Origin of the sequence: Coraliomargarita parva (assembly GCF_027257905.1) — a bacterium.
Taxonomy (GTDB): Bacteria; Verrucomicrobiota; Verrucomicrobiia; order Opitutales; family Coraliomargaritaceae; genus Coraliomargarita_A; species Coraliomargarita_A parva.
Genome location: NZ_JAPZEI010000004.1, coordinates 355066 through 379712, shown reverse-complemented (window position 1 = coordinate 379712; position 24647 = coordinate 355066). Strand labels below are relative to the sequence as shown.

The 24647-nt window shown below is 55.3% G+C and carries 23 protein-coding genes and 1 tRNA gene; 12 read left to right on the top strand and 12 right to left on the bottom strand.

All coding sequences use genetic code 11. The features are described 5' to 3' along the window. Positions 1 to 3 precede the first annotated feature (3 nt). Positions 4 to 690, bottom strand: coding sequence for a response regulator transcription factor (locus tag O2597_RS08020; RefSeq protein ID WP_269523840.1), 687 nt, complete (start codon positions 688 to 690; stop codon positions 4 to 6). Positions 691 to 837: 147 nt separating this feature from the next. Further along, a complete protein-coding gene (locus tag O2597_RS08015; RefSeq protein ID WP_269523839.1) occupies positions 838 to 1947 on the bottom strand; it encodes an acyl-CoA desaturase in 1110 nt (369 codons plus the stop codon). Positions 1948 to 2307: 360 nt separating this feature from the next. Here O2597_RS08015 and gap point away from each other — a divergent pair, with 360 nt between their 5' ends. The 3 genes from gap to tpiA all read left to right on the top strand — a co-directional run bounded on the left by gap (position 2308) and on the right by tpiA (position 5481). Next, on the top strand, positions 2308 to 3333 hold the full coding sequence (gap, locus tag O2597_RS08010) for a type I glyceraldehyde-3-phosphate dehydrogenase (RefSeq protein WP_269523838.1): 1026 nt from the start codon (positions 2308 to 2310) through the stop codon (positions 3331 to 3333). Positions 3334 to 3464: 131 nt separating this feature from the next. Next, the gene (locus tag O2597_RS08005) at positions 3465 to 4658 is read left to right on the top strand and encodes a phosphoglycerate kinase (protein ID WP_269523837.1); all 1194 of its coding nucleotides are present in this window, start codon (positions 3465 to 3467) and stop codon (positions 4656 to 4658) included. A 43-nt stretch (positions 4659 to 4701) separates the two neighbouring features. Further along, positions 4702 to 5481: a triose-phosphate isomerase gene (tpiA, locus tag O2597_RS08000; protein WP_269523836.1), complete on the top strand. Its 780-nt coding sequence runs from the start codon at positions 4702 to 4704 to the stop codon at positions 5479 to 5481. Positions 5482 to 5676: 195 nt separating this feature from the next. Here the strand turns inward: tpiA and O2597_RS07995 are convergent, their stop codons facing one another. The 3 genes from O2597_RS07995 to O2597_RS07985 all read right to left on the bottom strand — a co-directional run bounded on the left by O2597_RS07995 (position 5677) and on the right by O2597_RS07985 (position 9735). Then, entirely contained in the window at positions 5677 to 7263 is a 1587-nt protein-coding gene (locus O2597_RS07995) for a glycerol-3-phosphate dehydrogenase/oxidase (RefSeq protein WP_269523835.1), read from the bottom strand. Between the two features lie 188 nt (positions 7264 to 7451). Next, positions 7452 to 8960, bottom strand: coding sequence for a glycerol kinase GlpK (gene glpK / locus O2597_RS07990; protein ID WP_269523834.1), 1509 nt, complete (start codon positions 8958 to 8960; stop codon positions 7452 to 7454). 28 nt (positions 8961 to 8988) lie between these two features. Beyond that, positions 8989 to 9735: an MIP/aquaporin family protein gene (locus tag O2597_RS07985; RefSeq protein ID WP_269523833.1), complete on the bottom strand. Its 747-nt coding sequence runs from the start codon at positions 9733 to 9735 to the stop codon at positions 8989 to 8991. Between the two features lie 269 nt (positions 9736 to 10004). Between O2597_RS07985 and O2597_RS07980 the strand changes: the two genes are divergently transcribed. From O2597_RS07980 to O2597_RS07970, 3 genes are read left to right on the top strand one after another with little or no spacing between them, the layout of a single operon-like run. Further along, entirely contained in the window at positions 10005 to 10793 is a 789-nt protein-coding gene (locus tag O2597_RS07980; RefSeq protein ID WP_269523832.1) for a DeoR/GlpR family DNA-binding transcription regulator, read from the top strand. Between the two features lie 54 nt (positions 10794 to 10847). Further along, positions 10848 to 11252, top strand: coding sequence for a diacylglycerol kinase (locus tag O2597_RS07975; protein WP_269523831.1), 405 nt, complete (start codon positions 10848 to 10850; stop codon positions 11250 to 11252). A gap of 12 nt (positions 11253 to 11264) precedes the next feature. Beyond that, positions 11265 to 11717, top strand: a complete 453-nt coding sequence (locus tag O2597_RS07970) for a tRNA (cytidine(34)-2'-O)-methyltransferase (protein ID WP_269523830.1) — start codon at positions 11265 to 11267, stop codon at positions 11715 to 11717. Between the two features lie 7 nt (positions 11718 to 11724). Here the strand turns inward: O2597_RS07970 and O2597_RS07965 are convergent, their stop codons facing one another. Both O2597_RS07965 and O2597_RS07960 read right to left on the bottom strand, forming a co-directional pair. Further along, positions 11725 to 13032, bottom strand: a complete 1308-nt coding sequence (locus O2597_RS07965; RefSeq protein ID WP_269523829.1) for a 3-deoxy-D-manno-octulosonic acid transferase — start codon at positions 13030 to 13032, stop codon at positions 11725 to 11727. 200 nt (positions 13033 to 13232) lie between these two features. Then, on the bottom strand, positions 13233 to 13757 hold the full coding sequence (locus tag O2597_RS07960) for an acyloxyacyl hydrolase (protein ID WP_269523828.1): 525 nt from the start codon (positions 13755 to 13757) through the stop codon (positions 13233 to 13235). A 161-nt stretch (positions 13758 to 13918) separates the two neighbouring features. On the opposite strand from O2597_RS07960, the gene O2597_RS07955 reads away from it, so the two are divergent. Further along, a tRNA-Ser gene (locus tag O2597_RS07955) sits at positions 13919 to 14008 on the top strand. A gap of 341 nt (positions 14009 to 14349) precedes the next feature. On the opposite strand, the gene O2597_RS07950 is transcribed toward O2597_RS07955, so the two are convergent. The 4 genes from O2597_RS07950 to O2597_RS07935 all read right to left on the bottom strand — a co-directional run bounded on the left by O2597_RS07950 (position 14350) and on the right by O2597_RS07935 (position 18758). Beyond that, positions 14350 to 14535, bottom strand: coding sequence for a hypothetical protein (locus O2597_RS07950; RefSeq protein WP_269523827.1), 186 nt, complete (start codon positions 14533 to 14535; stop codon positions 14350 to 14352). Positions 14536 to 14700: 165 nt separating this feature from the next. Continuing rightward, positions 14701 to 15942, bottom strand: coding sequence for a S1 family peptidase (locus O2597_RS07945; protein WP_269523826.1), 1242 nt, complete (start codon positions 15940 to 15942; stop codon positions 14701 to 14703). An 824-nt stretch (positions 15943 to 16766) separates the two neighbouring features. Beyond that, on the bottom strand, positions 16767 to 17777 hold the full coding sequence (locus tag O2597_RS07940; protein ID WP_269523825.1) for a LacI family DNA-binding transcriptional regulator: 1011 nt from the start codon (positions 17775 to 17777) through the stop codon (positions 16767 to 16769). A 306-nt stretch (positions 17778 to 18083) separates the two neighbouring features. Next, entirely contained in the window at positions 18084 to 18758 is a 675-nt protein-coding gene (locus O2597_RS07935; RefSeq protein ID WP_269523824.1) for an exopolysaccharide biosynthesis protein, read from the bottom strand. Between the two features lie 84 nt (positions 18759 to 18842). Here O2597_RS07935 and nadD point away from each other — a divergent pair, with 84 nt between their 5' ends. The 4 genes from nadD (at position 18843) to O2597_RS07915 (ending at position 22632) form a co-directional block, all read left to right on the top strand. Next, positions 18843 to 19445 (top strand): nicotinate-nucleotide adenylyltransferase, encoded by a 603-nt coding sequence (gene nadD / locus O2597_RS07930; RefSeq protein WP_269523823.1) that lies wholly within the window; start codon positions 18843 to 18845, stop codon positions 19443 to 19445. A 6-nt stretch (positions 19446 to 19451) separates the two neighbouring features. Beyond that, the gene (gene rsfS / locus O2597_RS07925) at positions 19452 to 19817 is read left to right on the top strand and encodes a ribosome silencing factor (RefSeq protein WP_269523822.1); all 366 of its coding nucleotides are present in this window, start codon (positions 19452 to 19454) and stop codon (positions 19815 to 19817) included. A 123-nt stretch (positions 19818 to 19940) separates the two neighbouring features. Beyond that, positions 19941 to 20759: a hypothetical protein gene (locus O2597_RS07920; protein ID WP_269523821.1), complete on the top strand. Its 819-nt coding sequence runs from the start codon at positions 19941 to 19943 to the stop codon at positions 20757 to 20759. Then, complete coding sequence (locus O2597_RS07915) at positions 20725 to 22632, top strand: ATP-binding protein (RefSeq protein ID WP_269523819.1); 1908 nt, start codon at positions 20725 to 20727, stop codon at positions 22630 to 22632. Before O2597_RS07920 ends, O2597_RS07915 begins: the two co-directional genes overlap by 35 nt. Here O2597_RS07915 and O2597_RS07910 read toward each other — a convergent pair. Continuing rightward, positions 22629 to 23354: a pseudouridine synthase gene (locus O2597_RS07910; RefSeq protein ID WP_269523818.1), complete on the bottom strand. Its 726-nt coding sequence runs from the start codon at positions 23352 to 23354 to the stop codon at positions 22629 to 22631. The two genes, O2597_RS07915 and O2597_RS07910, sit on opposite strands and share 4 nt — an antisense overlap. A gap of 106 nt (positions 23355 to 23460) precedes the next feature. On the opposite strand from O2597_RS07910, the gene O2597_RS07905 reads away from it, so the two are divergent. Continuing rightward, positions 23461 to 24600 (top strand): sigma 54-interacting transcriptional regulator, encoded by a 1140-nt coding sequence (locus O2597_RS07905; protein ID WP_269523817.1) that lies wholly within the window; start codon positions 23461 to 23463, stop codon positions 24598 to 24600. Positions 24601 to 24647 lie beyond the last annotated feature (47 nt).

Genomic DNA, 24647 nt, shown 5'->3' with positions numbered 1-24647 from the left:
GGTTTAGGCGGTCTCTGCAGAGGCCTCTTCTTCTTTCTTGCCCAAGTCCAGGATGCGCGCTTCCCCGAAATAGGGAGTCGTCCGGTACTGAGTCACACGGTTGAGTCGCTCTAGTTCGCGCGTGCTGGCACGAATCCAACGTTGTAGCTCCTTGAGCTCATCCAGGTCCGGAGTGTGCTCTCGGTCGGCTTTCTTGACGAGTAAATCAATACGTGTGGCGACGAGGGTGAGAGGTTGCGAGAGGTGGTGACAGGCGGCGCCCAGCGATTCATGCATGACGCGGTGTTGCTGATGTCTGATTTCGGTGCGATAGGAGTCGCGCATACGCAGAAGGACTCGGATGCGGGCGAGCAGGACCCGGATGTTGCCGAAAGTCGTCATGTAGTCGTTGGCTCCGGCTTCCAGGCTCTCGACGATGGCTTCGCTCTGGTTGAGGCCGGATAGCATGATGATCGGCAGCAGGTTGCGATTGTATCGGCGACGAATAATGCGCAAGAGGTCGAGCGAATTGACATCCGTGAGTTTGGTGTCGAGTAAGACCAGATCGAAGTCTTCATGCCTGGTTAAGAGTACATAGCCCTCGGATCCCGAGGTGCAGCATTTGACTTCATAGCCATGGTTGTGCAATGCGGTTTCGTACACCTTTAGCCGGGTGTCTTCGTCTTCAATGACTAGTATTTTGGGCCGCATGCTCGGATTCTACCTCTGGTTGTAGATAGAACCCTACAATGTATTGCCTGTGCCAAGGCAGGCAAATCGACTTAGCCAAAAAAGCTGACAGAATATAGCGTAGTCGAACGCTCGGCGGTATTCGCGAGTTTTCGTCGGGCAATTGCCCTAGTGTGCTAATTGATATTCCTTAGCCGCCATACGGGTGACTTCCAGCCACTCGTTCCAGATCTGCTTCAATGCACTGCGCATGGCGTGGATTTCCTTGACCAGCTTTTCGCGCTGGCCGGCGGTTGCCTTCTTCATTTCGCGGATTTTGAGCATGAGTGCGGTGGACTGCTCATCAAAGCGGGCGGCCAAGTCTTCGAGGCGGGCTTTCAGCTCGGAGGCCAGCTCGTCCATGTCATCCCCCAAATGGCTGAGGTGCTCGATGATCATTTTCTTGTCTTTAAGGACGAGTGATTTCTGCAGGGTAATCGTATTGATAACCCGGAGATTCTTGGCCATGCCGAACTTGGACGCTGTCCAGATCAGCCACTTTGTCGGGTCGAAATGGTACCAGCGGATCCCGTTGCGGTAGTCCGCTGCAAAGGCATGGTGGTAGTTGTGATAACCTTCACCGAAGGTCAGCAGCGCAAGTATCGCATTGTCCACGGCAGTCAGTTCGCGGGCATAAGTTTTCGAGCCGATCGTGTGGCAGAGCGAGTTGATGAACCAGGTGCTGTGGTGGATCATCGCCATGCGGATCAGAAAGCCCATGTAGAAGGAGGCGAACGGGCCGACCCAGAGACAGCCCAGAGCGAATACCGCCAGGTTCACGATGAGGACCAGATGCACATAATATTTATCCTGAAAGACAACACGCGGGTTTTTCAGCAGGTCGGCGACCAGGCTCGGGTCGTATTTGCGCTTGTAGTCGAACAGCCAGAGCAGGTGCGCGTACCAGAATCCCTTCTTGATCGAGTAGGGGTCTTTGTCCGTGTCCACATGATTGTGGTGAAGGCGGTGGTCATGCGACCACATGAGAGCCGACATTTCCCAGGAGAGAGCTGAGCCGAGCAGAATGCACCATTCGAATACGGGATTGGCGGCGTAGGCCTTGTGTGCGTACAGGCGGTGGTAGCCTGCGGTGATGGAGAGACCGCCGATCACGTAGGTGATCAGGAAGAGCAGGACGGCTGCCCAGGAAAACTGGGCGATAAAAAGCGGCAGCAGCCCGATGATCAGGCCATGATACACGACGACGAAGGCAAAGGTGTCCCAATTGCGGATTTTCATAGTAAAGAGTGGTAGTTTGCCCGGGGCATTTCGCGACGGGCTGGTAGTGATGATGTTTTTCTCGACCTCCTAGGGCGTTCCCGGTTCCTGAATCCCTAGAATTAGCGGAGGATGAGTCCCGTATAAGTCCTCTTAAAGGGGGCGGCTGTCAAGGTATTTAACCCCCCTGATGCCTTGCTGGGGCGGGATTAAAGTGCGTTAGCGCGTCTAATTTATAAAAAAATTAAAATTAGAATTGCTTTTGGGCCGTATTTTCTGGATGAGGAGGGTGTCGATTAACTCTTGCCATGCTGCTCCGGCAGACTACAAGAGCACGTCCTCATCCTTTCACCTAAAACTGAAAACTAAACAGGATAAATAATGGCTACTAAAATTGGTATTAACGGATTCGGCCGCATCGGTCGCCTGGTCTTTCGTTCTCTCGTAGAAAAGGGCCTCCTCGGCAGCGAAATCGAAGTTGTTGCGATCAACGACCTCGTTCCGGCAGAAAACCTCGCTTACCTCCTCAAGTATGACACCACACAAGGCCGCTTCAAGGGCACTGTAGAAACCAAGGGTGACGATATCCTGGTTGTGAATGGTCAAGAAATCAAGACGCTGGCCGTCCGTGAAGGTCCGGCTGCTCTTCCCTGGAAAGAACTGGGTGTTGACATCGTTATCGAGTCCACCGGCCTGTTCGTTCAAGACGAGAAGGCCAAGGGCCACCTCGACGCAGGTGCCAAGAAGGTCATCATCTCCGCTCCGGGCAAGGGTGACGGTGTGAAGACTGTTGTTCTTGGTGTCAATGACGACGAGTTGACTGCAGAGCAGGACATTATCTCCAACGCATCCTGCACCACTAACTGCTTGGCTCCGATCACCAAGGTTGTTCTCGACAACTTCGGCATCGCTGAAGGTCTGATGACCACCGTTCACTCTTACACTGCGACGCAACGCACCGTTGACGGTCCTTCCCCGAAGGACATGAAGGGTGGCCGCACTGCAGCGCTCAACATCATTCCTTCCACCACTGGTGCTGCTAAGGCTGTTGGTCTGGTGCTTCCTGCCGTTCAAGGCAAACTCACTGGTATGGCCTTCCGCGTGCCGACTCCGACTGTTTCGGTTGTCGACCTTACCGTGAAGACTGAAAAGAGCACTTCCTACGCAGAAATCTGTGAAAAGATGAAGGAAGCTTCCGAAGGTTCGCTCAAGGGTATCCTGGGTTACACCGAAGACGAAGTTTGCTCTTCCGACTTCATCCACGAAGAACTGAGCTCCATCTTCGACGCCGGATCCGGTATCGCACTGAGCGACACTTTCTTCAAGTTGGTGTCCTGGTATGACAACGAATGGGGTTACTCCAACCGCGTTGTTGAGCTCGTTCAAAAGGTTTCCAAGTTCCTCTAATCGGATCTCGGTAATCACTTGATTGAATTTCAGGCCGTCGCGGCAGGTTTTCCCTATCGGATACCCTGATCGCGGCGGCCTTTTTCGAATTCAAGACCGTACTTTCAAACTTTCATTCTCCATTCAAGAAAATGGCTACTAAATCCATCAAAGACGTAAACCTCGGCGGCAAGCGCGTGCTCGTCCGCTGTGACTTCAATGTGCCGCTTAAAGACGGCGCCGTTTCCGACGATTCCCGTATCGTCGCTGCACTGCCGACCATCCAGCATTTGGTCGAGCAGGGTGCCAAGGTGATCCTTTGCAGCCACCTGGGGCGTCCCAAGGGCGAAAAGAAGCCCGAGTTCAGCTTGGCTCCGGTTGCGGCCGACCTGGCTGCGAAGTTGGGCAAGCCGGTCACCTTCGTAAAGGACTGCATCGGCGAGGAAGTCGAGACGGCCGTCGCTGCTTTGGCGGATGGCGAGATCGCACTGCTCGAGAATGTCCGCTACTACAAGGGTGAGACGGACAATGACGCCGAATTTGCTGCGGCTCTGGCCAAGTGTGCCGATGCCTACGTGAATGACGCGTTTGGTACCGCCCACCGTGCCCACGCTTCGACTGCCGGTGTGACCGCCCACCTTTCCCCCTGTGTTTGCGGCTTCCTGATCGAGAAGGAACTGGCCTACCTGGGTGACAAGACAGCCAACCCGGACCGTCCCTTTACCGTGATTCTTGGCGGTGCTAAGGTTTCCGACAAGATCAAGGTGATCGACGCGCTGCTGGAAAAGGCCGACACCATCATCATTGGTGGTGCCATGGCTTACACCTTCGCTCTGGCACAAGGCCGTAAGGTCGGTAATTCCCTGAGTGAGCCCGATCACATCCCGACCGCCCAGTCCGCTTTGGACAAGGCCAAGGAAAAGGGTGTGAAGTTCCTGCTTCCGGTCGACAACCTGGCAGTCAAGGACCTTGATTTCGGTGCCGGTACCGTCGGTGAAACCAAGATTTTCGACGGGGAGATTGAAGACGGCTGGGAAGGTGTTGATATCGGTCCGAAGAGCATTGAGCTTTTCAAGGCTGAAGTCGCCGCAGCCAAGACCGTTCTCTGGAACGGCCCGATGGGGATCTTTGAAATCGACGCCTGCAACAAGGGCACCTTCGCTGTGGCCGAAACAATCGCCGAGTCGGATGGTATTTCCATCATCGGTGGTGGTGACTCCGTCAAGGCGATCAAGATGTCGGGTTACAGCGACAAGGTGACCTTTATGAGCACCGGTGGCGGCGCCTCCCTCGAGTTCCTCGAAGGCAAAGAGCTTCCTGGTGTGACTGCACTGGACCAGGCTTAATTTAAGCTGCAAACCTGAATTCTAAATTCGAACATTCTAAATAATGAGCAAAAAAGCACGTAAATACCTGATCGCAGGTAACTGGAAAATGAATCTCAACTCGGCCGAGGGTGCTGAGTTGGCCAAGGACGTAGTCGGCCTTGTCGGTGCCCAAACCGATGTCGCCGTCTGCGTATGCCCGACCTTCACGACACTCGAGTCGGTCTCCAAGGTGGTCAACGATTCCAATGTCGCTCTGGGTGCACAGAACATGCACTTCGAGGCTTCCGGTGCCTACACCGGTGAAATCTCGGCTGAAATGCTGCGCCACCTCTTCTGTTCCTACGTCATTCTTGGTCACAGCGAGCGTCGCCAATACTTCGGTGAAACCGACGCGATCGTAAACAAGAAGACTTTGGTGGCCCTAGAGGCGAACCTGAAGCCGATCGTCTGCATCGGAGAGACGCTCGAAGAGCGTGAGGCCGGTAAGGTCAACGAAGTTATCAAGACCCAGACCGAAGGCGCTTTGGCCGGCGTGACTGCCGACCAAGCTGAAAATCTTGTCATCGCCTACGAGCCCGTCTGGGCGATCGGTACCGGCAAGACTGCGACTCCGGAAATGGCCGAGGAAGTCCACGCGGAAATCCGCTGCCTGCTTGCAGGTATCCTCGGAGAAGAAGCGGCCGATAAGGTCCGCATCCTCTACGGTGGTTCCATGAAGCCGGGCAACGCTGCCGACCTGTTGGCTCAAAAGAACATTGACGGTGGCCTGATTGGTGGCGCGGCCCTCAAGGCCAGCGACTTCGCCGGTATCGTCGATGCCGCTGTCGAGCTTTCCAAGTAAGCGTATCCATCTTTGCATGACAAAGGCCGGGCTTTCGCCCGGCCTTTTTTGTTTTGGGGCGATTGCGTCGATGGCCGATTCCTGAGATTCCATCGTCAATTCGAACCCGAATGAAAGACCGGGGCAACCATGCCCCGGCCTTCCACTCTTACTTGATCGTGTTACCCTGATTTTTCCTTACGTATGAAGAAAAGTTTACTTCGTGGCGCCGGTACTGGCCGGATTGGTGAATACGTAGCCGGCTGCCAGTTCGGAGTAATCCTTGATCTGTGCCTTCTGCCATGCGGCATCGCGTCCGAGTTCCTTTGCCATGAGCTCGGCGACCACCGGTGCGGCCTCGATTGAAGCGGCTGCATTGAGCAGGAGTGCGCGGGTGCGCCGAGCCAGCACATCCTCGACGGTGCGTGCCATTTCTTCCCTCGTGTGCCAGACGACTTCCGCCTTCTGGTAGGGCAGCATGGGATGCACCTTTTCGGCAAGCTCAGGGGATTCCTTGAGCAGTGCCTGTATGTGAAGACCGTCGGAACCGTATGGGGACAGGTTCGCTTGAACCGCTTCCGCGCGGGTCCATCCGTGAATTTGCATGTCTTCGGTTTCGCAGCGCTTATGGTCCAGTCCGCCCAAAGTCTCTGCCTGGTCGATGACATCCTCGGCCATTTTCCGGTAGGTCGTCCACTTGCCGCCGGTGAGTGTGATCAGGCCGCTGCCGCTGACGATGATGCTGTGGTCGCGCGAGAGTGCGGCGGTATCCGAACCGTCCCCCGCCTTGACCAGGGGCCTTAGGCCGGCGAAGACGCTGAGTACGTCATCCGCGGTGGGATCCTTGGTCAGGTACTTGCAGGCATGGGTCAGAACGAAGTCGCGTTCCTCTTCCAGGGCCCTCGGTTCGAGACTGTGGCTGTCCAGCGGGGTGTCGGTCGTGCCCACCACCACATGGTCGTGCCAGGGGACGGCGAAGAGCACACGGCCATCCGCGGTCTTGGGAATCATGATCGCGGAATCGCCGGGCAGGAAGCTCTTCGGCAGCACGATATGGATCCCTTGGCTGACCGCGATGATCCCTTTGGCTTCCTTGTCGTCCATCTGGCGCAGGTCGTCGACGAAGACGCCGGTGGCGTTGATCACGGACTTGCCCTTTACCTCGAACTTTTCGTCGTTCTCAAGGTCGTGTATTTGGACGCCGGATACGACGCCGTTTTCCTTTACGAGTCCGACGCATCGGCAGTAGTTGAGCATGGCCGCGCCGAGTTCTTCGGCGGTTTGTGCCAGGTTCACTGCAAGGCGGGAATCGTCGAATTGGCCGTCATGGTAGATGACCCCTCCCACGAGCTTCTCCTGCTCGACGGTGGGGATCTTCTCGATGGTTTCCTTGCGGCTGAGGTGGCGTGACGGGGATAGGCCCAGCTTTCCTGCGAGTTGATCGTAGACCTTCATGCCGATTCCGTAGAAGGGGCCTTCCCACCACGAGTAGTTCGGGATGACGAAGGCTTGGGAGCGCACCAGGTGCGGTGCGTTCTGGGCCAGTCTGCCCCGTTCGCGGAGTGCCTCCAGTACGAGCGAGATATTGCCCTGTTGCAGGTAGCGGACCCCGCCGTGCACGAGTTTCGTGGAGCGGCTGGAGGTGCCTTTGGCAAAGTCGGACTGTTCGAAGAGTGCGACGCTGTGGCCTCGAGCTGCGGCGTCGACCGCGGCTCCGAGTCCGGAAGCGCCACCGCCGATGACGATGACGTCGAATGGTTTTTCAGCGCTCTTGGCGCGATCAAGTGAGATGGAACGTTTCATGATTTTCAGGGGGTGGTGGGTGTCATTTGCTTAGATTGAGACGGCTGGGTTGCACCAGTCTTCCGGGTACGGCATGTGTCCGGGGACCAGCAGGCAAGCGCTGGGGACAAGGCGGCTGGAGATGATGTGGCGTTGAATTGTTCTCATAAGACAGGTGATGATGATTTTTCGTGTATTCGGGCGGTGTCTTATTCGTCGACGACGTCTTCCCAATTCTTCGCGCGCTCCAGCGCCTTGTCCCAGCCCTTGCGCAAGTCTTCCATGGCGGCGGGATCTTTCTGTGGTACGAATTTGCGTTCCATCTCCCAGGACTGGGTGATGGCGTCCCTGCTTTCCCAGTAACCGACTGCAAGGCCGGCGAGATAGGCGGCGCCCAGTGCGGTTGTTTCGATGCATTTGGGGCGTTGCACTTCGGTTTGCAGGAGATCCGCCTGGAATTGGAGGAGTGGGTTGCTGCGGCAGGCGCCGCCGTCCACACGCAGCTCCTTCAGGCTCAAGCCGCTGTCTTTTTCCATTGAAGTAATGAGATCCGCGCTTTGGAAGGCGATCGACTCCAGGGCCGCCCGGCAGAAGTGTGCCCGGTTGGTGCCGCGGGTGATGCCGACGGCGGCACCCCGTGCATAGGGGTCCCAGTGCGGGGCGCCCAAGCCGGCGAAGGCGGGCACGAGGAAGAGGCCGCCCGCATCGTCGACCGTGTCGGCCAGTTGATCGAGCTCCTGTGCGGTACGCACCAGTTGAAGCTCGTCCCGGATCCACTGCACGACGGCACCTCCGATAAAGATCGATCCCTCCAGGGCGTATTCGGTTTTGTCTCCGATGCGCCAGGCAACCGTGGTCAGTAGGTTGTTCTTTGAGCGGACGGGCTTTTCGCCCATATTCATGAGCAGGAAGCAGCCCGTGCCGTAGGTGTTTTTCGCCATTCCGGGCGTAAAGCATGCCTGGCCAAAGAGGGCGGCATGCTGGTCACCGGCGATACCCGCGATTGGTGCTCCTCCGGGATAGAGATTGTCTTCCACATGGCCGTAGATCTCGGAGCTGGAACGTATTTCCGGAAGCATGCTGCGGGGGACGTCAAAGAGCTCGAGCAGATCGTCGTCCCATCCGTCCTGGTCGATGTTGTAAAAAAGTGTGCGGCTGGCGTTGGTGATGTCGGTGACATGCACCTTGTGGCCTGTGAGTTGCCAAACGAGCCATGAGTCGACCGTGCCGAAGAGCAGTTTGCCGGCTTCGGCCTTGGCCCGTGCGCCGGGAACGTTCTCAAGGATCCAGCGTACTTTTGTTCCTGCGAAATAGGGATCCAGGCGCAGTCCGGTCTTCTCGCTGACCATCTTTTCGTAACCGTCCTGCTTCAACTTGCGGCAGTAATCGGCCGTGCGGCGGTCTTGCCAGACGATCGCATTATAGACCGGTTTGCCGGTTTCCTTGTCCCAGACGATGGTGGTTTCGCGCTGGTTGGTGATGCCGACCGCTGCAATGGCATCGCGGGAGAGGTCCGCCCTTGAGATCGCTTCGGCGGCCGTCGAGCTTTGGCTCGACCAGATTTCCATCGGGTCGTGCTCGACCCAACCGGGCTTCGGATAGATTTGTTGAAATTCCTTTTGGGCGATGGAAACGATTTCGCCAGCGTGGTCGAAGACAATGGAGCGGGAACTGGTTGTGCCTTGGTCGATAGCGAGGATATATTTTTTCTGAGGCATGATGGGTGGGGTTTGTGTGTTTTGGTTATTAGAGTGCCAGAAGGACGAAGAGTTTGGCGCCGGCGACGCCGCCCAGTAGCGGGGCGACGACCGGGATCCAGGCATAGGCCCAGTCGGAACTGCCTTTACCGGCAATGGGCAGGATGGCGTGGGCGATGCGGGGTCCGAGGTCGCGGGCCGGGTTGATGGCGTATCCGGTCGGACCTCCCAGGGAAAGGCCGATGGCGAGGACCAGGATGCCGACCAGCATGGGCCCAAACCAAGTCCCGACTGCGGCAGTCCAGGAGGATTGATCCGAGATGGCTCCGTCGGCTACTTTGCCCAGGGCGAGGACGAGAAAGACCAAGGTCGCAGTGCCGATAAATTCGCTGATGAAGGCCGGGACGGTCTTACGGATCGCGGGGGCGGTGCAGTGGCAGGCCAGTTTGAGCTCCGGTGCATCGGTTTCTTTCCAGTGCGCCAGGTACGTCAAATAGACCAGAATGGAACCTATCATGGCACCGCACATTTGGGAGAAAAGATAGCCAGGGACTTGAGCCCAGTCAAATGCGCCGATGGATGCCAGCGCCACGGTGACCGCCGGGTTGATGTGGGCGCCGGATACGCGGCCGACTGCGTAGACCGCAAGAGCCACTCCCAGACCCCAGCCGAAGGTAATGACGATCCAGCCACCATGCTGGCCTTTGGATTTATTGAGGAGGACATTGGCAACGACGCCGTTGCCGAAAAGGATGAGTAGGGCAGTGCCAAGGCACTCGGCTGCATAGGGGTTCATTGTGTAATTCTTGGGGTTTTAGGTTCAGGGTGGGTGTGTGATATTTAAAGTAGTATCTGTTTTTCTGGTTATGCAAGTCATTAATAAATAATGAGATATGGGATATATATGGTTGTGTTCCGCAAGTCGGAGACGGATTCTTGTGCTAATTCTTGTGTATTGCTTTGGAATGTGAGCTTGACTGATGTGAAATCCCAAGGATATCCAACTTCAACGCTTGTGAATTCCAATTTTGTGTATTGATTCAGAGGTGGAATTTTTTTTGCACCATGCTGCCATCGAAGCGTCAGGAGTTGATTTTAAGGCGGATTGAGTCTGAGGGTTCGGTGCGTAGTTTGGACTTGGCGTCTGCCTTTGGCGTGACGAATGAGACGATACGCAAAGACCTTGAGGCGCTGGCTGGGGCAAAGCGTATCGTACGTATCCATGGGGGTGCGACCGGGGTGAGTGATTCGCGGCATGATCTGCCGCTGCCGGCGCGCCAGTCGGTGAGCCGGTTTGAAAAGTCCGTTGTTGCCCGCGAGGCTGTTCGTTTAATTGAGCCGAAGGACACGATTTTCATGGATGCGAGTTCGACGGTACTGACCATGACTGACTATCTGCCCGCGGTTCCGCTGACGATTCTGACGAATGCGCACCATGTGATCGTGGCCTTGGGAGGGCGTCCCGAATATGACCTGATCTGTACCGGTGGAAATTACGAGGAACGTTCCCGTTCCTATGTGGGCGCGATGGCAGAAGACGCCTTGAAGCGTTTCATGATCAAGTGGCTCTTTGTGGGGGTCGATGGATTGCATCACGAAATGGGTGCCTCGGAGGTCAACCCGGGGCAGGCGGTGCTGAAGGAGCGTTTGATTCCACGTGCGGAGAATGTTTGCGTGGTCTGCGACTCCAGTAAGCTCGAGAAGAAGAGCCCGTTTATCTTTGCGCCGGTCCGGAAGCTGGATTTCCTTGTCACCGATAGCCGGGCGGATCCGAAAGTGCTTCGACTTTTTGAAGGTGAGGGGATTCGCGTCCGGATTGCGGAGCTGCCTGAAGAGGGACGGGGGCTGGTTTAGCAGTCGACATCTGTCTGTGATTATGATGCATGGCATGCCGACACATCGTGCTCTATGAATTCCGAAGAGATTGATCCAAAGGCCTACAAGAACACCGGCGTGAAGCGTTTGTTCAAAGCGCTGTATTATTCGTTCGAAGGTATTGCTTCGAGCTTTAAGCATGAAGCGGCTTTCCGGCAGGAAGCGCTTCTGGCCTGTGTGCTCATTCCTCTGTCCTTTCTGCTCCGTGTTGAACTGACGCATCACCTGTTTCTGGTCGGGAGTGTCTTGCTGATACTCATCGTGGAACTGCTCAATTCGGGCATCGAAGCGGTGGTTGATGACATCTCGATGAAGAATCGGCCGTTGGCGAAGCGGGCCAAGGATATGGGCAGCGCGGCCGTCCTGATTGCCTTGCTGAACTGCTTTATCTGCTGGGTTTCCGTGATTGTGGTCAACTGGGACCGCCTAGTTTCCTAGTACAGCCGACGGATGTTGCACCTCGTTCTCTTTAATCCGGAGATCCCTCAGAACACGGGAAATATAGGCCGCTTGTGCGCGATCACGAAAAGCCGTTTGCACCTGATCCACCCGCTTGGGTTTACGATTACGGACAAGCATCTGAAGCGGAGCGGAATGGACTACTGGCATTCGCTGGATGTGCATCACCATGAAGATTGGGAGTCCTTCCGTGTGAGCCCCTTCGCGCCGCGAAGACTTTGGCTTTTTACCACCAAAGCCGATCATGTCTACTGGGATGTGAGTTACGCGGAGGATGACGGCCTTGTTTTTGGCAATGAAGGACATGGCGCGCCCGAGTGGCTGCATACGGAAATGGAGGGGCAGCGTTTGACGATCCCGCATGCGAATACGGATTTGCGTTCCCTGAACCTGTCGACGGCGGCGGGCATTGCGACCTACGAAGCGCTGCGTCAGCTTCGCTGAGCGCCGGTCAGTCTTCGCCCTTGAGGTCGACGATGATGCTTTCGGCGATACGTTGGCTGCTGCCCCGGTTTCGTTGGTGCCAGTCCAGACCCGCTTTCGACATGGCTTGCCGCTTCGGGGAGTCGTTGGCTAGCGCGACCAATGCCTGTACGAGGCTGTCTTCGTCCTCGACCTGAATGCCGACGCCATTGTGAACGAGTGCCCGGCTGATTGCTTTGAAGTTCGTCATTTTGGGTCCCATGATCAGGGGGAGGCCCATGCCGGCGGGTTCAATCGGTGTCTGGCCGCCGTCGTGGGGCGGCAGGCTTTTGCCGATGAAGGCGAGGTTTGCCGACTGGCTGAGTACGGTGAGCTCACCTGTGGTGTCGGCCAGATGAATCTGTACCGGGCGATTCGGATTTTTGCCCTTTGAGCGTTGGTGCCAGCTGTGGTCCTGTGCCTCCAAGGCATTCACGATCTCGGCGGCACGCTCGGCATGACGGGGGACGAGCAAGAGTCTGCAGTCGTAGCCTGCTTCGATTAGGCTGGCCTGGGCGCGCAGTAGCGGGCGTTCCTCGCCGGGCCAGATGGAGGAGCCGAGGAGTACGAAGCAGGGCATGCCGGACTCGTTGTAGAAGCCCAGTTCCCTGCGGAGCTGCGCGATGGCAGTCGCATCCAGACGGGGGTTGATCTCGACATCGCACTTGATGCTGCCCGGGCATGTGATCCGGGTCTCGTTGCCTCCCAGTTCGATGAGGCGTTGTTGGTCCAAGTTGCTGGTTGCGTAGATGTGCTCTAGTTGACCGAAGAGCCACTGGGCCAAAGGTCGCAGTTTGCGGTAGCGCTCGTAGCTTTTGTCCGACATCCGGGCATTGACCAGAAATGCCGGGACGTTGCGCTTGCGAGCTTGGTGCAGATGCTCCGGCCAAAGCTCGCTCTCGGTCAACACGATGGCGTCGGGCCGGATGCGTTTCCATGCATTGCCGGAGAAAGGCCAGAAATCGAGGGGGAAAATTCCGATGCTGAGCACCTGTCCGCTATACCGTTTGCGTGCTTCCGCGTAACCGGTGCTGGTTGTGGTGGTCAGGACGATTTCAACGTCCCCGTTGCGCTGCAGGTGTTGGAGTAGCGGGCCAACAGCGAGCACTTCGCCGACACTGACAGCTTGCAACCAAATACGCTTCTTTGGGGAAGAGGTCTTTGGGAGCGGATGGAAATAGCCGAAACGGTGTTTGAAGTCCTTACTGTAGCCGCCACGCCGCCACATCCTCAGTCCGTAGTAGGGAAGCGCGAGGATCAATCCGGGTAAGAAAAGCAGCCGATACAGCCAAATCATCTTAAGGGGTATGGTTCAGGCGATGCGCTATTCCAAGTCCAATTCTAGAGTCTTGAGCGAAATCGAAGCCGCTTTATTGATCTCCGGGGCGTCTGGAATACTTCCGGGGGGCGTTGCGCCCTGCCTGGATTGCTTGTGGGCGATGATTTGCGCCACTCGGTGGAACCGCCGGCCTTCTGGGACTTAGCTCGGGACTTGCACTAGAACTGGTAGGCCACTGCCAGCGTGTGCATGTCCAAGCCGGGATTCGGATCAGCCAGGTCGGCATTGGACGTATGCTGGTAGCGATAGCCGACAGTCCAGGTGTCGTTTATATTCCAGTCGACGCCGATACGGCTGATGAACTGGAAGTTGCTGCCAATGTCGACCTTGCCGTAGCTGTCCTCCGAGTAAAGTGCAGGGGATGAGCTGACCGCCAAAATGAGGGGGAAGTCGCCGTAGCTCAACTTGGCTTCCGGGCCGATAGAACCGTAGACCGCAGTCTGGCCTTCTCCATCCACAATACCGATGGCGGCCTCAAACTCGATGTCCAGGACCAGTTTCTCGGTCAGTTGCCAGTTCCAGGGGCTGTTGATTTCGCTAAACACTTCGGCCGACCAGAGCGAAATCTCGTCCTCGATGTCCGTCCCGACGCGGAATCCGGCGGTGTGGAAGGGGCACTGGCTGTCGGTCGCGGCGAAGGCGCCGGAGGTCATTAGAATGAGGGAGAGTAGTGTCGAACGCATTGTTAGTCTATGAGTTAAGGGAGTTGCTTGTCTGCAGTTTTCAGGCTGATTGCTCTTGAAAGGACGGTCAAGATTTCACTTCAACGGAACAATCCGTTTTCCTTCATCTTTTCAGTTGACCTTGTTACGGGGAAAACTTTGCTGGTCGCTTCCCTTTGCGAGGAGAGGTGACAGAGTGGCCGATTGTGCATCCCTGGAAAGGATGTGTGCTGGAAACGGTACCGAGGGTTCGAATCCCTCCCTCTCCGCCATGGGGCGGGGCTGCGCCAGTAAAGGGATTAAGCGGCTATTGTGTCTTCTTGGGCCCCTTTTACAATGTAGGTTACAATCGTGTCGCCTGTAAGCGCTAATGTTCGATCACCGGTCACTCGGCTGCATCGCGCCGCTTCAGTTTGCTCAACAAGAGATTGAAGAAGAACAACCAACACAATGCTGGGCCTCCTGTCGGGCATTGATATACTATACGGTATAGAACAACTCATTAACTCCTCTAGACTAACAGAAAGCTCTGGCTCACGTTGGGAACTCGACCAATATCAAGAATTCCTTTTAGGAGCTCATTTTCTAATTGATCGATAAAGTCCATATCCCGCTAAGCCGACAATACTTCCGGAATTACTATCGGTGTCATTCCTGCCGATACGGCTGTTACTCCTGCGGTGAGACCCATTCCGCCAAGGCTAGCAAAAAGTAATTTTACTTTGATCATTTCTTTTTGCAGACACTGCAGTTGCCTCCGTCCTTGGAGCAGTTTTTGCATGAAGAACAGTTCTTGCATGCAGAACAAGTTCCGGTCGGACTGCACTTAGCGGCATAGCTTGAAATGGGAGCTCCAACAAGTGCAAGGAACAGTAAGATGGCGATGTATTTCATAGTATATTTCTGTGCTCTGGTTGTTCTGGGGTATTGTTAGCGGTTGCCCTAATCCAGAGTTCGAATTAGGTTAACGTGTTTCAAAAGGGTCTTTCGAACTTTCTGATTCATAGTAGCGACCTACGTACTCGATCAATTGGTCGCAGAAGTTAATTGTATTGGTGTAGTCTTGGCCCATTAGGGCATATGCCTTTTTGCTATTCTTTACAGCCTCTTTCCTTTGTGTTGTCAGATGATTGTAGAGTGCAGACCTAGCCAATTTTTTTTGATACTCTACGTCTTGAACTGAAAGAGATGGGTTTGAGGTCTTCTCAAGATAGCGATTGATGATTCGTGATACAGTATCGCTCCGCTGATAATGCCAGTTGGTGCCCCATACCGCAGATAATACGCATAGAACCTCGGTTTGTATGCGAGTGATGTCTTGGTGTTGGCGCTCAAGCTCATCAAATGTAACCCTCTCCCAACTGTTGATATTATCGATGCGATAGCCAAATAGCCTTACATCACTTTTTACTTGAGACCCTTTTTGATTTTTGGAGTGCTGGTTGAACCAATCTAGCAAATCTCGTCTAGTTGAAAGAGTGTCTACCCCAATGACTTCCCAGTCGGTCGTCTTAATTACGGGGCTGCCACTGTTGCCTGCGAATGTTGGCGCATTATGTTCTACGAGCTTTGGTCCCACTGCGACGACTGATCCTTTTGTTTGAAGTATAGTTCCGTCGCCAAGACTATTTCCTGGTATCAGAACCTCAGTTCCAACAGATACATTCGAAAAGACATCTTGGGTAATGTTGAAATAGTTCAGGCGATTTTGATTACTTAACTTCAAGATCGCAATGTCGTAGCCTTTGGCAGCATACACGTCGTCTATTGAAAGCATATCGCCGTCCATCGTCATGAACTTCAGCTTAGTATTGTCTTTGATTACATGGATATTGGTTACGACGAATAGAACACCTTTCATCTTTGCGATAAATCCTGTTCCTCTTCCTCTAGAACCTTCAATCACAACGACGGCGCGCTTCTTCTCGACGGGAAGTAGATCTACATGCTCACTTTTCTTAGTTTGAGTTGATTGTTGGTCCGGGGTTGGGGCTAACGGGTCGTCTTCCTGAAATGGATTACCTGAAATGCCGGTTTGCGCCGCGAATGGGTCTGAAGTTGCCTGACCGTTTTGAGGTGCGAATGGATCGGTTTGTGCAGATGAGGTTCCCGAGGTGGAGGCTAATATTCCCAATGAAAAAAGTAAGAATTTGCTGCCCATCGTTGTATATCTAAATCTCGCTTCTTGACCGATTAAAAAGTGCATGATTAAAGATGGGACTACTTCTGAACAGGGGGAGGACTCGACCCGTTTGATGGATTGTTCGGCTTGAATCTAATCATTCTAGTACGAAAGCTATGAATCTTGTAGTTTGGTGTATCCTAAAGTATCATATATCTCTTTGACTGTGTGATGATTTACGTGGGGAAGTTAGGGATATGGATTAGAGCAGTATGCTAATAATGTTTCAACCACTAATGCGTTAGGCTTTTGGGCTCTACCCAAATCTATGAATTCAAGGACTCTAGAAGCTCGTTGAGAAAGCACTTCATTGCGAATTCACGATGCGATGGCTTGGTGATCTCCAGTCCCATGCTAAGGTTTTGTAGAAGCAGATTATTAATCCCATGTCTCTTTAAGTAGTGATTGCTGCGAATGCTTCCTTGGTTCGCATGTCATTGTCTAAGCAATTCTCAACCGCATCCCGTAGCACCTGCACGGCATGGCTTTTCTCCCGTAGCCATGCAATTTCTGTCCTCGTCCGCTCGAAAGGGTAGTCTGACCCTGTTTACTGGATCTTTGAATCCCTCCCTCTCCGCCATGGGGCGGAGCCCCACAGAATCTTCGGCGGAGCCGAAGCAAGTCGTATTAATTTGGGCTCGGCCTGCCGAATCGCGGCGGCTGGAGACGGCCGCCCTCCCTTAAGCTCGTGCCATTCAAGCCTTCAGCTGTACTTGTGCCTGAGGGGATGATTCAACGGTTGAATATGTAAGGCCTTGCGCTATCCGGCTCTGTGGATATCCGTTGCAGATCTTATCTGTTGTCTACTGATATATAGGGGAAACGCAGGCTTTCGGGTCTGCGTTTTTTTATTCCTGTGGGGGCTGTGTAATGGTGGTACCTTCAATCCAGATTCCATTGACGAGTATCGTTTTGGGGGAGGTGGGGACTCCGAATTCGCCGCGTTCGACTAGGCTGGTGACCTGTTCCACTGCCGAGGCGCCCATGCACTCATAATCAGGGTAGATTCCTGAGAGCTTGGAATCAGGTGCCTTTGTGTTGAGGACAAATAAGCCGGTTTCGTCCGGGACGGCGATGTTCATGTTTTTCAGCCAGATGGGGATGGCATGGTGCATGGTGACGATCAGGTCGGGACGGTGTTTGGCGTACCAGGTTTGGAAGCGTTGTTCGTCCAAGTTTTTCGTTACGAGCGGGGGCACGCGTTTATTTTTCGGGCTTTGCCATTCGTAAAGCAGGTAGCTGGAAAGATTCGCGTAGTCCATGCGAGCTTCATGTTCCTCTTGCATGGCGAAGCCTATTTTGCGGTAGCCGCGTGCTTCCAGATGGTAGAAAATTTGTCGTACGGAATGCACCAAGTCACGGGCGATGCGTGAGAGGTTCGGTTCTGAGAGGGTGTATCCGATGCAAACGCCCGCAAACTTTGTCCAGTCGAGTGGGAGTTGGGATTTTGGTTGGGTAAAGGGCGCAACGATCACGCCACGGATGCCGCGCGCTTTCAGTTTGTTGGCCAGGCCTGAAAGGTGGTTTTCGCTGCTTTGAAGGTCGAAGCGTTCGATGCCGTAGCCAATTTCCTTGGCTCGCTGGTGGATGCCGCGGTAGATCGCTGTTTCGTAGCCTTGGGTATGGGGTACCAGATAGGCGATGTTCTCCTTGTAGTGTTGCTTGCCACCGCTGCGGATTTCGCTCATGACGCGCGAAAGTGTGCGATTGGGCTGGTAGCCCATGGTACGGGCGGTTGAGAGCACGTGCTCGCGGGTTGCTTGGGCGATCTTGGGGCTGTTGCGCAGCGCCAGGGATACGGTCGAGGTGGATAGGTTGCCGCAAGCGGCCGCGATCTCTGCTAGGGTTGGCTGTTTCATTGCGCTCCGTTGGTGTGCGACGGATAGAAATGTAGGCGAACGCGTTGTGAAATCAACCGTTGAATGCGAACGGTCGTCTCGCGGTTCCCCTCTTCGCTCTATTCGGCGGGAGTCGCCAGTGCTTGGCAGATTTTCTCGACCGAGTCGGCCAGTCCGGACTGATCGGGATGTTCCGGTATTGACCGGTAATTATCCTTATAGAGGCTGGATGTCAGTGACAGCGAGCTGAGTGCTCGGTAGTCTTACCGGGCTGGATCGTAGCGATCCAGCTCTTGCATCAGGCTTGCGCTGCTCCGCTTTGACCGGCTAGCCTGCATTGTCCGGGCCCATGCCGAGTCGGGCCTTGATCCAGTCCTTGATTCCCTCTGCGGCTTGTGGTCCCTCGCGGATTACCAGATAGATGATGTAGCCATAAAGGGCGATGGCGCAGAGTCCGACCGCGAAGGCGGCAATGGCCAGCAGGCCATCTTCTTCAGACAAGCCCACCCCAATCATGAATATCACCATGGCCGGAAAGGTGTTTGTCAACGGAATCGGCAGGATCATGAGACAGGCCATGATTGCGATGACGACTGCCATGGCAGACTGACCCGCCTGAGACCTGATCCAGCGTTGGCGCGGCTTTATCAGGTGCTCGATCATGTGCAAAAACTTTGAAGCCGCACCGATCATCTTGGATGCCAGCTTGGGGTTGATCCGGACCCGTTTGGTGCGTTCCGGAAGCCAGACGGTTTGACGGCCGATGAGCATTTGGATGGCGATGAGGACGATCGCGATGCCGAAGGGGGTGCTGTAACCGGGCGCGGGCACGGGCAGGGCGCTCGGCAATGAAAGGATGAGCAGGAGCAAGCCAAATCCTTTTTCGCCAACGGCATCTGACAGTTCGCCGATCGAGGGGCCCCGTTCATCCTGTGATGCGAGGCTCGCTTCCAGACTTTCGGCCAGCGTTTGATGGGTTTCCCCCGATGTTTGGGTTTGCATAATGTGCTCTACGGAGTTCGAACAAGGCTATCGTCCAGCTTGACCTGGAGGTCAAAGCAAACCGTATTCCGTATGCAATCTAAGATGCCAGCCAAGCCTGCGAGCCGTGTCGCCCTTTACGGCGGGGCCTTTGACCCCGTGCACAACGCCCACCTTGAGGTGGCCCGGTGTGCCTGTCGTGCGCTTTTACTGGACCGGATCATTTTCATCCCGGCGTCACAATCGCCGTTGAAGTTGCAGGGGCCGCAGGCCCCGGATGCGGAACGCCTTGAAATGTTGCACTTGGCTACGGCCGGCGAGGCCAGATTTTCGGTGGACGACTATGAATTGCGTCGTGGCGGAATCAGTTACACGATCGACACGGTGAAGCATTTCAGGGGGCTGCTCGACGGGGCCGAGCTTTTTTGGGTCCTTGGGGCCGACCAGTTCGAGCAATTGGACCGTTGGCGGTCGGTTCAAGCGCTGTCGTCAATGGTCACCTATCTGGTCCTCGCCCGTCCCGGGTACAGTCCCGAGGCGCCACCGGTCGCCGGTCTTCGGTTCACGCGTGTGGACGCACCGTTGATGGAGGAGAGCTCGACCATGGTTCGGGAAAAGTGCCGCAATTCAGAGTCTATCAAAGGGCTTGTGCCGGAGGCGGTTCGTTCTTTTATTACTGAAAAAGCACTCTACGCCTCTGCTGAATAAGAAGACATGCCTGATTCCAAACCGAAACCGAAACTGACGACATTGGACGAAATTCGCTGCGCTGTGCAGGCGATTGAAGACAAGAAAGGGGAGCACGTACGTGTTCTGGATGTGCGTGGCAAGTCGACCATTACCGACTATCTGGTACTGGCCACCGGGACTTCGGATCCGCATTTGAAAGCACTGAAGGGCGAACTGGACCGAGTGCTGAAGGAGCAAGGCGTTCAACTGGTCGGCGAGGATCGCACTGTGACCAGTGGCTGGGTGGTTGTGGACGCTTTTGATTTCATGGTTCATCTACAGACTGCAGAGATGCGCGATTTTTACCGGCTGGACCAATTGTGGAAGGACGCTTCGGAAATTGAACTTTAAGTGCCCGTCGGCCTTGCTTTGCCTCGCTGGCCGTTTTCACCCTGTAAGTCTCGTGTGAGAATCTCGTTGTTTCTTTAAAATATATCTATACGCCTCGAAACCAGCAGCTTACTTGCGGCATACATGTCCCCGGACCGATCCAGCAACCCTCCGCAGCCCCCCCATTATCAGGACCTCCTGGCCTCTCTTGTGATGGGAATGGTTTCTTTTTCCTCGATCGGATTCGTTATCTACCGTCTCGGGGTCGGGACGGCTCAAGCGGTGGTGTTTGCGCTATTGAGCGGAGTGGCGGTTGCCGCCTTCATTCTTCGGGAACGCAGTTTGATGCATCGTATCACCGAGCTGGATCACCAGCGGGTCTCCGAAGTTGGAATGCTGGGGGAGCGGATCGATCACCTCTATCAGAACTCAACGGCCAGTCTGGTGCTCTTTGATGTGGGGACGCTCATCGTCGACCGTGCGAGTGCGGGTTTTCTGGACCTGATCCAGGCCGAGGGGAAGCAGCGTGCACGCGGCCGGAGCCTGGATGAACTGCTGGGAGTCGAAGCCACCCAGTTGGAACGGGTGGTGGACGGTCTGATTCGTGAGACGATGACGGTGCCGGCCTTGCTGCATTGTCAGCTGCCGGGGGGCGAGCTCGAACTGGCGATGAGTGGAAACTACTTGGCCCACCGCCATATGATGGAAGCTGCATTTTTCCCGGTTCGTAACCGCGGGGACTCCTCGCTTGCGTTCGAACGTGCCATGGGGGATCTCGAACGCTTCAGGTTTGGAATGGCGCGACGGGAGCACCGCATTCTCGAACTGAAAGGCGAGGTCAACGAGCTGCTGAAAGAAGCCGGTCAAGCAGTGCGCTACAAGGTGGATGATAAATCCGAGCATGCGGATCTGACGAATTTGGCCCCTGATGGGACGAAAAAGCCGGGAGGTCAAAATGTCTAGCCGGGCCCAGACCATTACCCGTGCGTTCATGCTCTACGCCGGTCTACCCATGATACTCGTGATTCTCCTGGTGGTGGGATGGATTTCCACGACCCGGATTATCTATTACATGGAGCAGCGTGAGGCGGTGATGAACCAGATCAACCAGCAGGTGCTCCGGATGGATGGCTTTCCCGCTGACCGGATACATGAGATCGAGGCGATTCGTCGCGAACGTCTGCTGCCCCACGAACGTCAGCTGTTTCAGGACCTATCGTTGGCTTTCGCGATTCTGGTGATTGGCTTGACGGTGCCGGTTCTGGTTTCCCGCCACGTGGCCTCGATGGTCGAGAGCAACCTGTCACTTTTAAACGACCGTCTGGCCAGTGGGGGGCGAGAAGGGTCCGCCTTGATGCCGCATACCTTCAATTTCAATGAATTCGATGAGCTGGTGCAAACCCTTCGAAGAACCTTGCGAGAGCGGGGCGAGACGGAGCAGCGCTGGAAGCGGGCGGAAAAGGAACTGGTTGCGGCCAATGCGGACCTGTTGGCGCGTGCGGAAGAGTTGAAAAACGGTCGCAAGGTGGCCCTGAGCATGATGGAGGATGCGGAGAATGCCCGAAATGAACTGGAGCGGGCCAATGCGCGCTTGAATGAGGCGATTGAGCAAGCGCGGGAATCCGCCCGGGAGGCGGATGTCGCCAACAAGGCCAAGAGTGATTTCCTTGCCACCATGAGTCATGAAATCCGGACTCCCTTGAACGGCGTGATTGGTTTCATTGAAATGCTCCGTGAAACCGAGTTGGACGAGGAGCAGGAGGATTACGTGGAGACGATCCGCACCAGTGGGCAGTCCCTGATGGAATTGATCAACGATATTCTTGATTTCTCCAAGATCGAATCCGGGCACATGAACATGGAGGTGCGCCAGTTCCACTTGGTCCGCATGTTGCGCCAGGTGGTGGCCTTGTTTTTTAACGATGCCGGATCCAAAGGTATCAGTCTGGAACTGGAGGTCGAGCCCTCCGTCCCGAGGGATGTCTTTGGTGATGAAACCCGGATACGTCAGATCATTATCAACCTTCTGGGAAATGCCCTGAAGTTCACGGACAAGGGAGAAATTCGTTTGGTTGTCAGCTGTATCCATATACCAAAGCCATCCGATCCCCAAGGGCGTTGTGAACTGGAGTTTGAGGTACGGGATACCGGTATCGGCATGGATGACGTCCAGATGCAGAACCTGTTCAGGCCTTTTTCCCAGGGGGATACCTCGACGACCCGCAAATACGGCGGGACTGGTCTGGGCCTGGCGATCAGCAAGCGTCTGGCCGAAGCGATGGGCGGGCGTATTTGGGCGACCAGCGCGCCGGGCGAGGGCTCCAGTTTCTTTACGCGGATCAAGGTCGGCTTGCCCACTCCCGAAGAAAGTCCGACAGAATCAGAGCCGGAGGCGGCCCCGGCTACTACGGCTCGCTCTTCCGGTCAGGCGGAAGCCAAGGCGGGAGACAATCTGCCGCTTCGTATCTCAGTCGCGGAGGATAACCTGGCGAACCAGCGGGTGCTGATGATCATGCTTAAGCGTCTAGGCTGGCAGGCTGACTTCTATGAAAACGGGGAACAGCTTGTTGAAGCCTTGAGTGAGTCCGAGGGAGACTTGGTCTTCATGGATCTGCAAATGCCGGTGATGGATGGTCTGGAAGCCACCCAGGCGATACGTGAGGGGCGGGCCGGTGAGTCCAACCGGTCAATTAAGATCGTGGCCCTGACCGCAAATGCACTCTCCGGCGATGCGGAACGCTGCATGAATGCGGGGATGGATGCCTATCTGGCCAAGCCGATCAAGATCGAACGCCTGAAATCCACCATTCTCAGCTTGTTTCCGGTTGATGTTTAAGCGGTTTTGTGGATACCCCAACCAAGTGCATCCAAGACCTGAGCGAATGCATCGGGAAGTGGTGCATGAATCTGCACGCTTTGCCCGCCTTTCGGATGGCTGAACGTCAGTTCGCCGGCGTGCAGGAGTAGGCGCGGGCATGCCAGACGGGCCCGCGCGAACCGGTTTTGGGTGCCGTCCCCATGGCGGGTGTCGCCCAGTATCGGATGGCGTATGTGTGCCATATGACGGCGCAACTGGTGCTTGCGTCCTGTTTGCGGCTTGAGCTCAAGCAGGGAGAAACGCGCACTTGAATATCGGCCGACTGGCTCCATGAGTTCACTCCGGGCCAGTCGCTCATACCGTGTGCAGGCATCCTGCACCTTATCGGGATTTTCTTCGGACCGGAGAGGCGAGTCAATTTGTCCGCTTCCTTCCGTCCAGCCACGGACAACAGCTAGATACGACTTCCGGACGGTTTGCCCCCTGAATTGTTCTTCCATGGCGCGTAAGGCATCCAGGTGCAGTGCAAACAAGAGGACCCCGCTCGTCGGGCGGTCCAAGCGGTGGCAGGGAAAGACTTTTTGACCCAGATGCCCGCTGAGCCATTGCAGGGCGAACTCGGAGGCGTCGGACGCCAGACCCGTTCGGTGGACGAGCAAGCCGGCGGGTTTGTTGATCGCGACATAGTCGGCATCCTGGTAAAGAATGGGAGGTGGCGAACTGGTATAAGTACCATTCATTCGTTGTATAAATCGTGTAAGTAGTTGTTTGTCTGTTGTATGCGTAGGCTTTTCGGTTGGACTACGCGCCGGCGGGGTAAATTCTAGGTTGTTTCCTCTATGTTCTGTGATAACTAACGTTTTTTATGAATACTCTATTTCCCATTTCTGGAACTCTGTGATGTCTGTTCCTGGTTTAAGTCTGCTGTTGGTGAATGATGATCGTGAGGATGCGGATGCCGTTCTCGCCTTGTGCGCATCGCTCGATCTTGAGATACAATCCGAGGTGCTGTCGGATGTCGAAAGCGCCTATAATCGCTACCTGCAAAGACGGCATGATCTAGTGGTGGTGGATGACGCTGTCCAGTCAGGATCAGGATTCGGGCTTCTGTTGCGGATCTGTGCGACTGATCCGACAGCAAAAGTGTTATTGCTGAGTGCGAGTGCGCATGAGCGAGCTGCAGTGTTGGCTGAATTACCGGGACGCATCGGCTTGCTCGCAACGCCGGTTCACCCCGAGCATCTGAAGACCGGTGTTATTTCACTTTTGAAGCAAGATGGCTGCGTTGAGGAAAGAACGGATGGCGTACTGCTTTCACATCGTATGGACTCGATACTAAGCTTGCAGGGGCAGAGTTCCGCGGTGCGAGGCTTATGTGAGCAAGTTAAAGAGTTTCTTCCGTTACATGAGCCGGTTTTAATTGAGGGCGCTGTGGCCATGGGGGGAGCTGAGGTGGCACGTTTTCTTCACGAGAGCGGCCCCAGTCGGGGGGGGGCGTACGTGACTATAGATTGTGATGAGCTGTGTGGCACTGGCTCGGATGGGAATTCTCGCCAGTTTGAGGGGGAGTGGGAGCGGTCGCTAGAGCTTTCAGCCGGCGGCACGCTGGTACTTCATTCGCTGGGCGCTCTGCCGGTTGCTCTTCAGCGCTTTCTGGCGTTTGAATTGAAGCGCATCTCGTCTGGGCGTCGGATCCTGTTCCTCATTAATGGGGGCTTTGATGAGTTCTTTGCTTCCGGAGCGATCGATGAATACCTGTACTTTGAGCTCGCCGCCCATCGCTTATCGATTCCGCCGCTCTCGGAGCGGCAGGAAGATTTTGAGCAAATGATCCGTTTCATTTTAGAAAATAAAACGGGCAGGGCAGGGGAAGAGGCCTGGAGGAGCGTGGCGTCAGACGAACCCGATGCCTGGATGCAGCAGATGGCGCGTGCGGAAAGTCTGGATGCCTTGGTGGCTGTGGTCGAGGCCGGAGCCGCTCGTTGAGCGAACTCGACATCTGCTCGCAGAGATGCGTGATGGCCCGTCATCAG

What these genes read in the sequence shown, in the direction of transcription:
- gap (WP_269523838.1), top strand. Translation starts at nt 2,308, where the DNA reads ATGGCTACTAAAATTGGTATTAACGGATTCGGCCGCATCGGTCGCCTG.
- O2597_RS08015 (WP_269523839.1), bottom strand. Translation starts at nt 1,947, where the DNA reads ATGAAAATCCGCAATTGGGACACCTTTGCCTTCGTCGTCGTGTATCAT.
- O2597_RS07995 (WP_269523835.1), bottom strand. Translation starts at nt 7,263, where the DNA reads ATGAAACGTTCCATCTCACTTGATCGCGCCAAGAGCGCTGAAAAACCA.
- O2597_RS07940 (WP_269523825.1), bottom strand. Translation starts at nt 17,777, where the DNA reads ATGAAACAGCCAACCCTAGCAGAGATCGCGGCCGCTTGCGGCAACCTA.
- O2597_RS07915 (WP_269523819.1), top strand. Translation starts at nt 20,725, where the DNA reads ATGGGACGAAAAAGCCGGGAGGTCAAAATGTCTAGCCGGGCCCAGACC.
- O2597_RS07985 (WP_269523833.1), bottom strand. Translation starts at nt 9,735, where the DNA reads ATGAACCCCTATGCAGCCGAGTGCCTTGGCACTGCCCTACTCATCCTT.
- O2597_RS07965 (WP_269523829.1), bottom strand. Translation starts at nt 13,032, where the DNA reads ATGATTTGGCTGTATCGGCTGCTTTTCTTACCCGGATTGATCCTCGCG.
- O2597_RS08020 (WP_269523840.1), bottom strand. Translation starts at nt 690, where the DNA reads ATGCGGCCCAAAATACTAGTCATTGAAGACGAAGACACCCGGCTAAAG.
- rsfS (WP_269523822.1), top strand. Translation starts at nt 19,452, where the DNA reads ATGCCTGATTCCAAACCGAAACCGAAACTGACGACATTGGACGAAATT.
- O2597_RS08005 (WP_269523837.1), top strand. Translation starts at nt 3,465, where the DNA reads ATGGCTACTAAATCCATCAAAGACGTAAACCTCGGCGGCAAGCGCGTG.
- O2597_RS07960 (WP_269523828.1), bottom strand. Translation starts at nt 13,757, where the DNA reads ATGCGTTCGACACTACTCTCCCTCATTCTAATGACCTCCGGCGCCTTC.
- O2597_RS07935 (WP_269523824.1), bottom strand. Translation starts at nt 18,758, where the DNA reads ATGCAAACCCAAACATCGGGGGAAACCCATCAAACGCTGGCCGAAAGT.
- O2597_RS07945 (WP_269523826.1), bottom strand. Translation starts at nt 15,942, where the DNA reads ATGCACTTTTTAATCGGTCAAGAAGCGAGATTTAGATATACAACGATG.
- O2597_RS07970 (WP_269523830.1), top strand. Translation starts at nt 11,265, where the DNA reads ATGTTGCACCTCGTTCTCTTTAATCCGGAGATCCCTCAGAACACGGGA.
- O2597_RS07975 (WP_269523831.1), top strand. Translation starts at nt 10,848, where the DNA reads ATGAATTCCGAAGAGATTGATCCAAAGGCCTACAAGAACACCGGCGTG.
- O2597_RS07980 (WP_269523832.1), top strand. Translation starts at nt 10,005, where the DNA reads ATGCTGCCATCGAAGCGTCAGGAGTTGATTTTAAGGCGGATTGAGTCT.
- glpK (WP_269523834.1), bottom strand. Translation starts at nt 8,960, where the DNA reads ATGCCTCAGAAAAAATATATCCTCGCTATCGACCAAGGCACAACCAGT.
- O2597_RS07920 (WP_269523821.1), top strand. Translation starts at nt 19,941, where the DNA reads ATGTCCCCGGACCGATCCAGCAACCCTCCGCAGCCCCCCCATTATCAG.
- nadD (WP_269523823.1), top strand. Translation starts at nt 18,843, where the DNA reads ATGCCAGCCAAGCCTGCGAGCCGTGTCGCCCTTTACGGCGGGGCCTTT.
- tpiA (WP_269523836.1), top strand. Translation starts at nt 4,702, where the DNA reads ATGAGCAAAAAAGCACGTAAATACCTGATCGCAGGTAACTGGAAAATG.
- O2597_RS07910 (WP_269523818.1), bottom strand. Translation starts at nt 23,354, where the DNA reads ATGAATGGTACTTATACCAGTTCGCCACCTCCCATTCTTTACCAGGAT.
- O2597_RS07950 (WP_269523827.1), bottom strand. Translation starts at nt 14,535, where the DNA reads ATGCAAGAACTGTTCTTCATGCAAAAACTGCTCCAAGGACGGAGGCAA.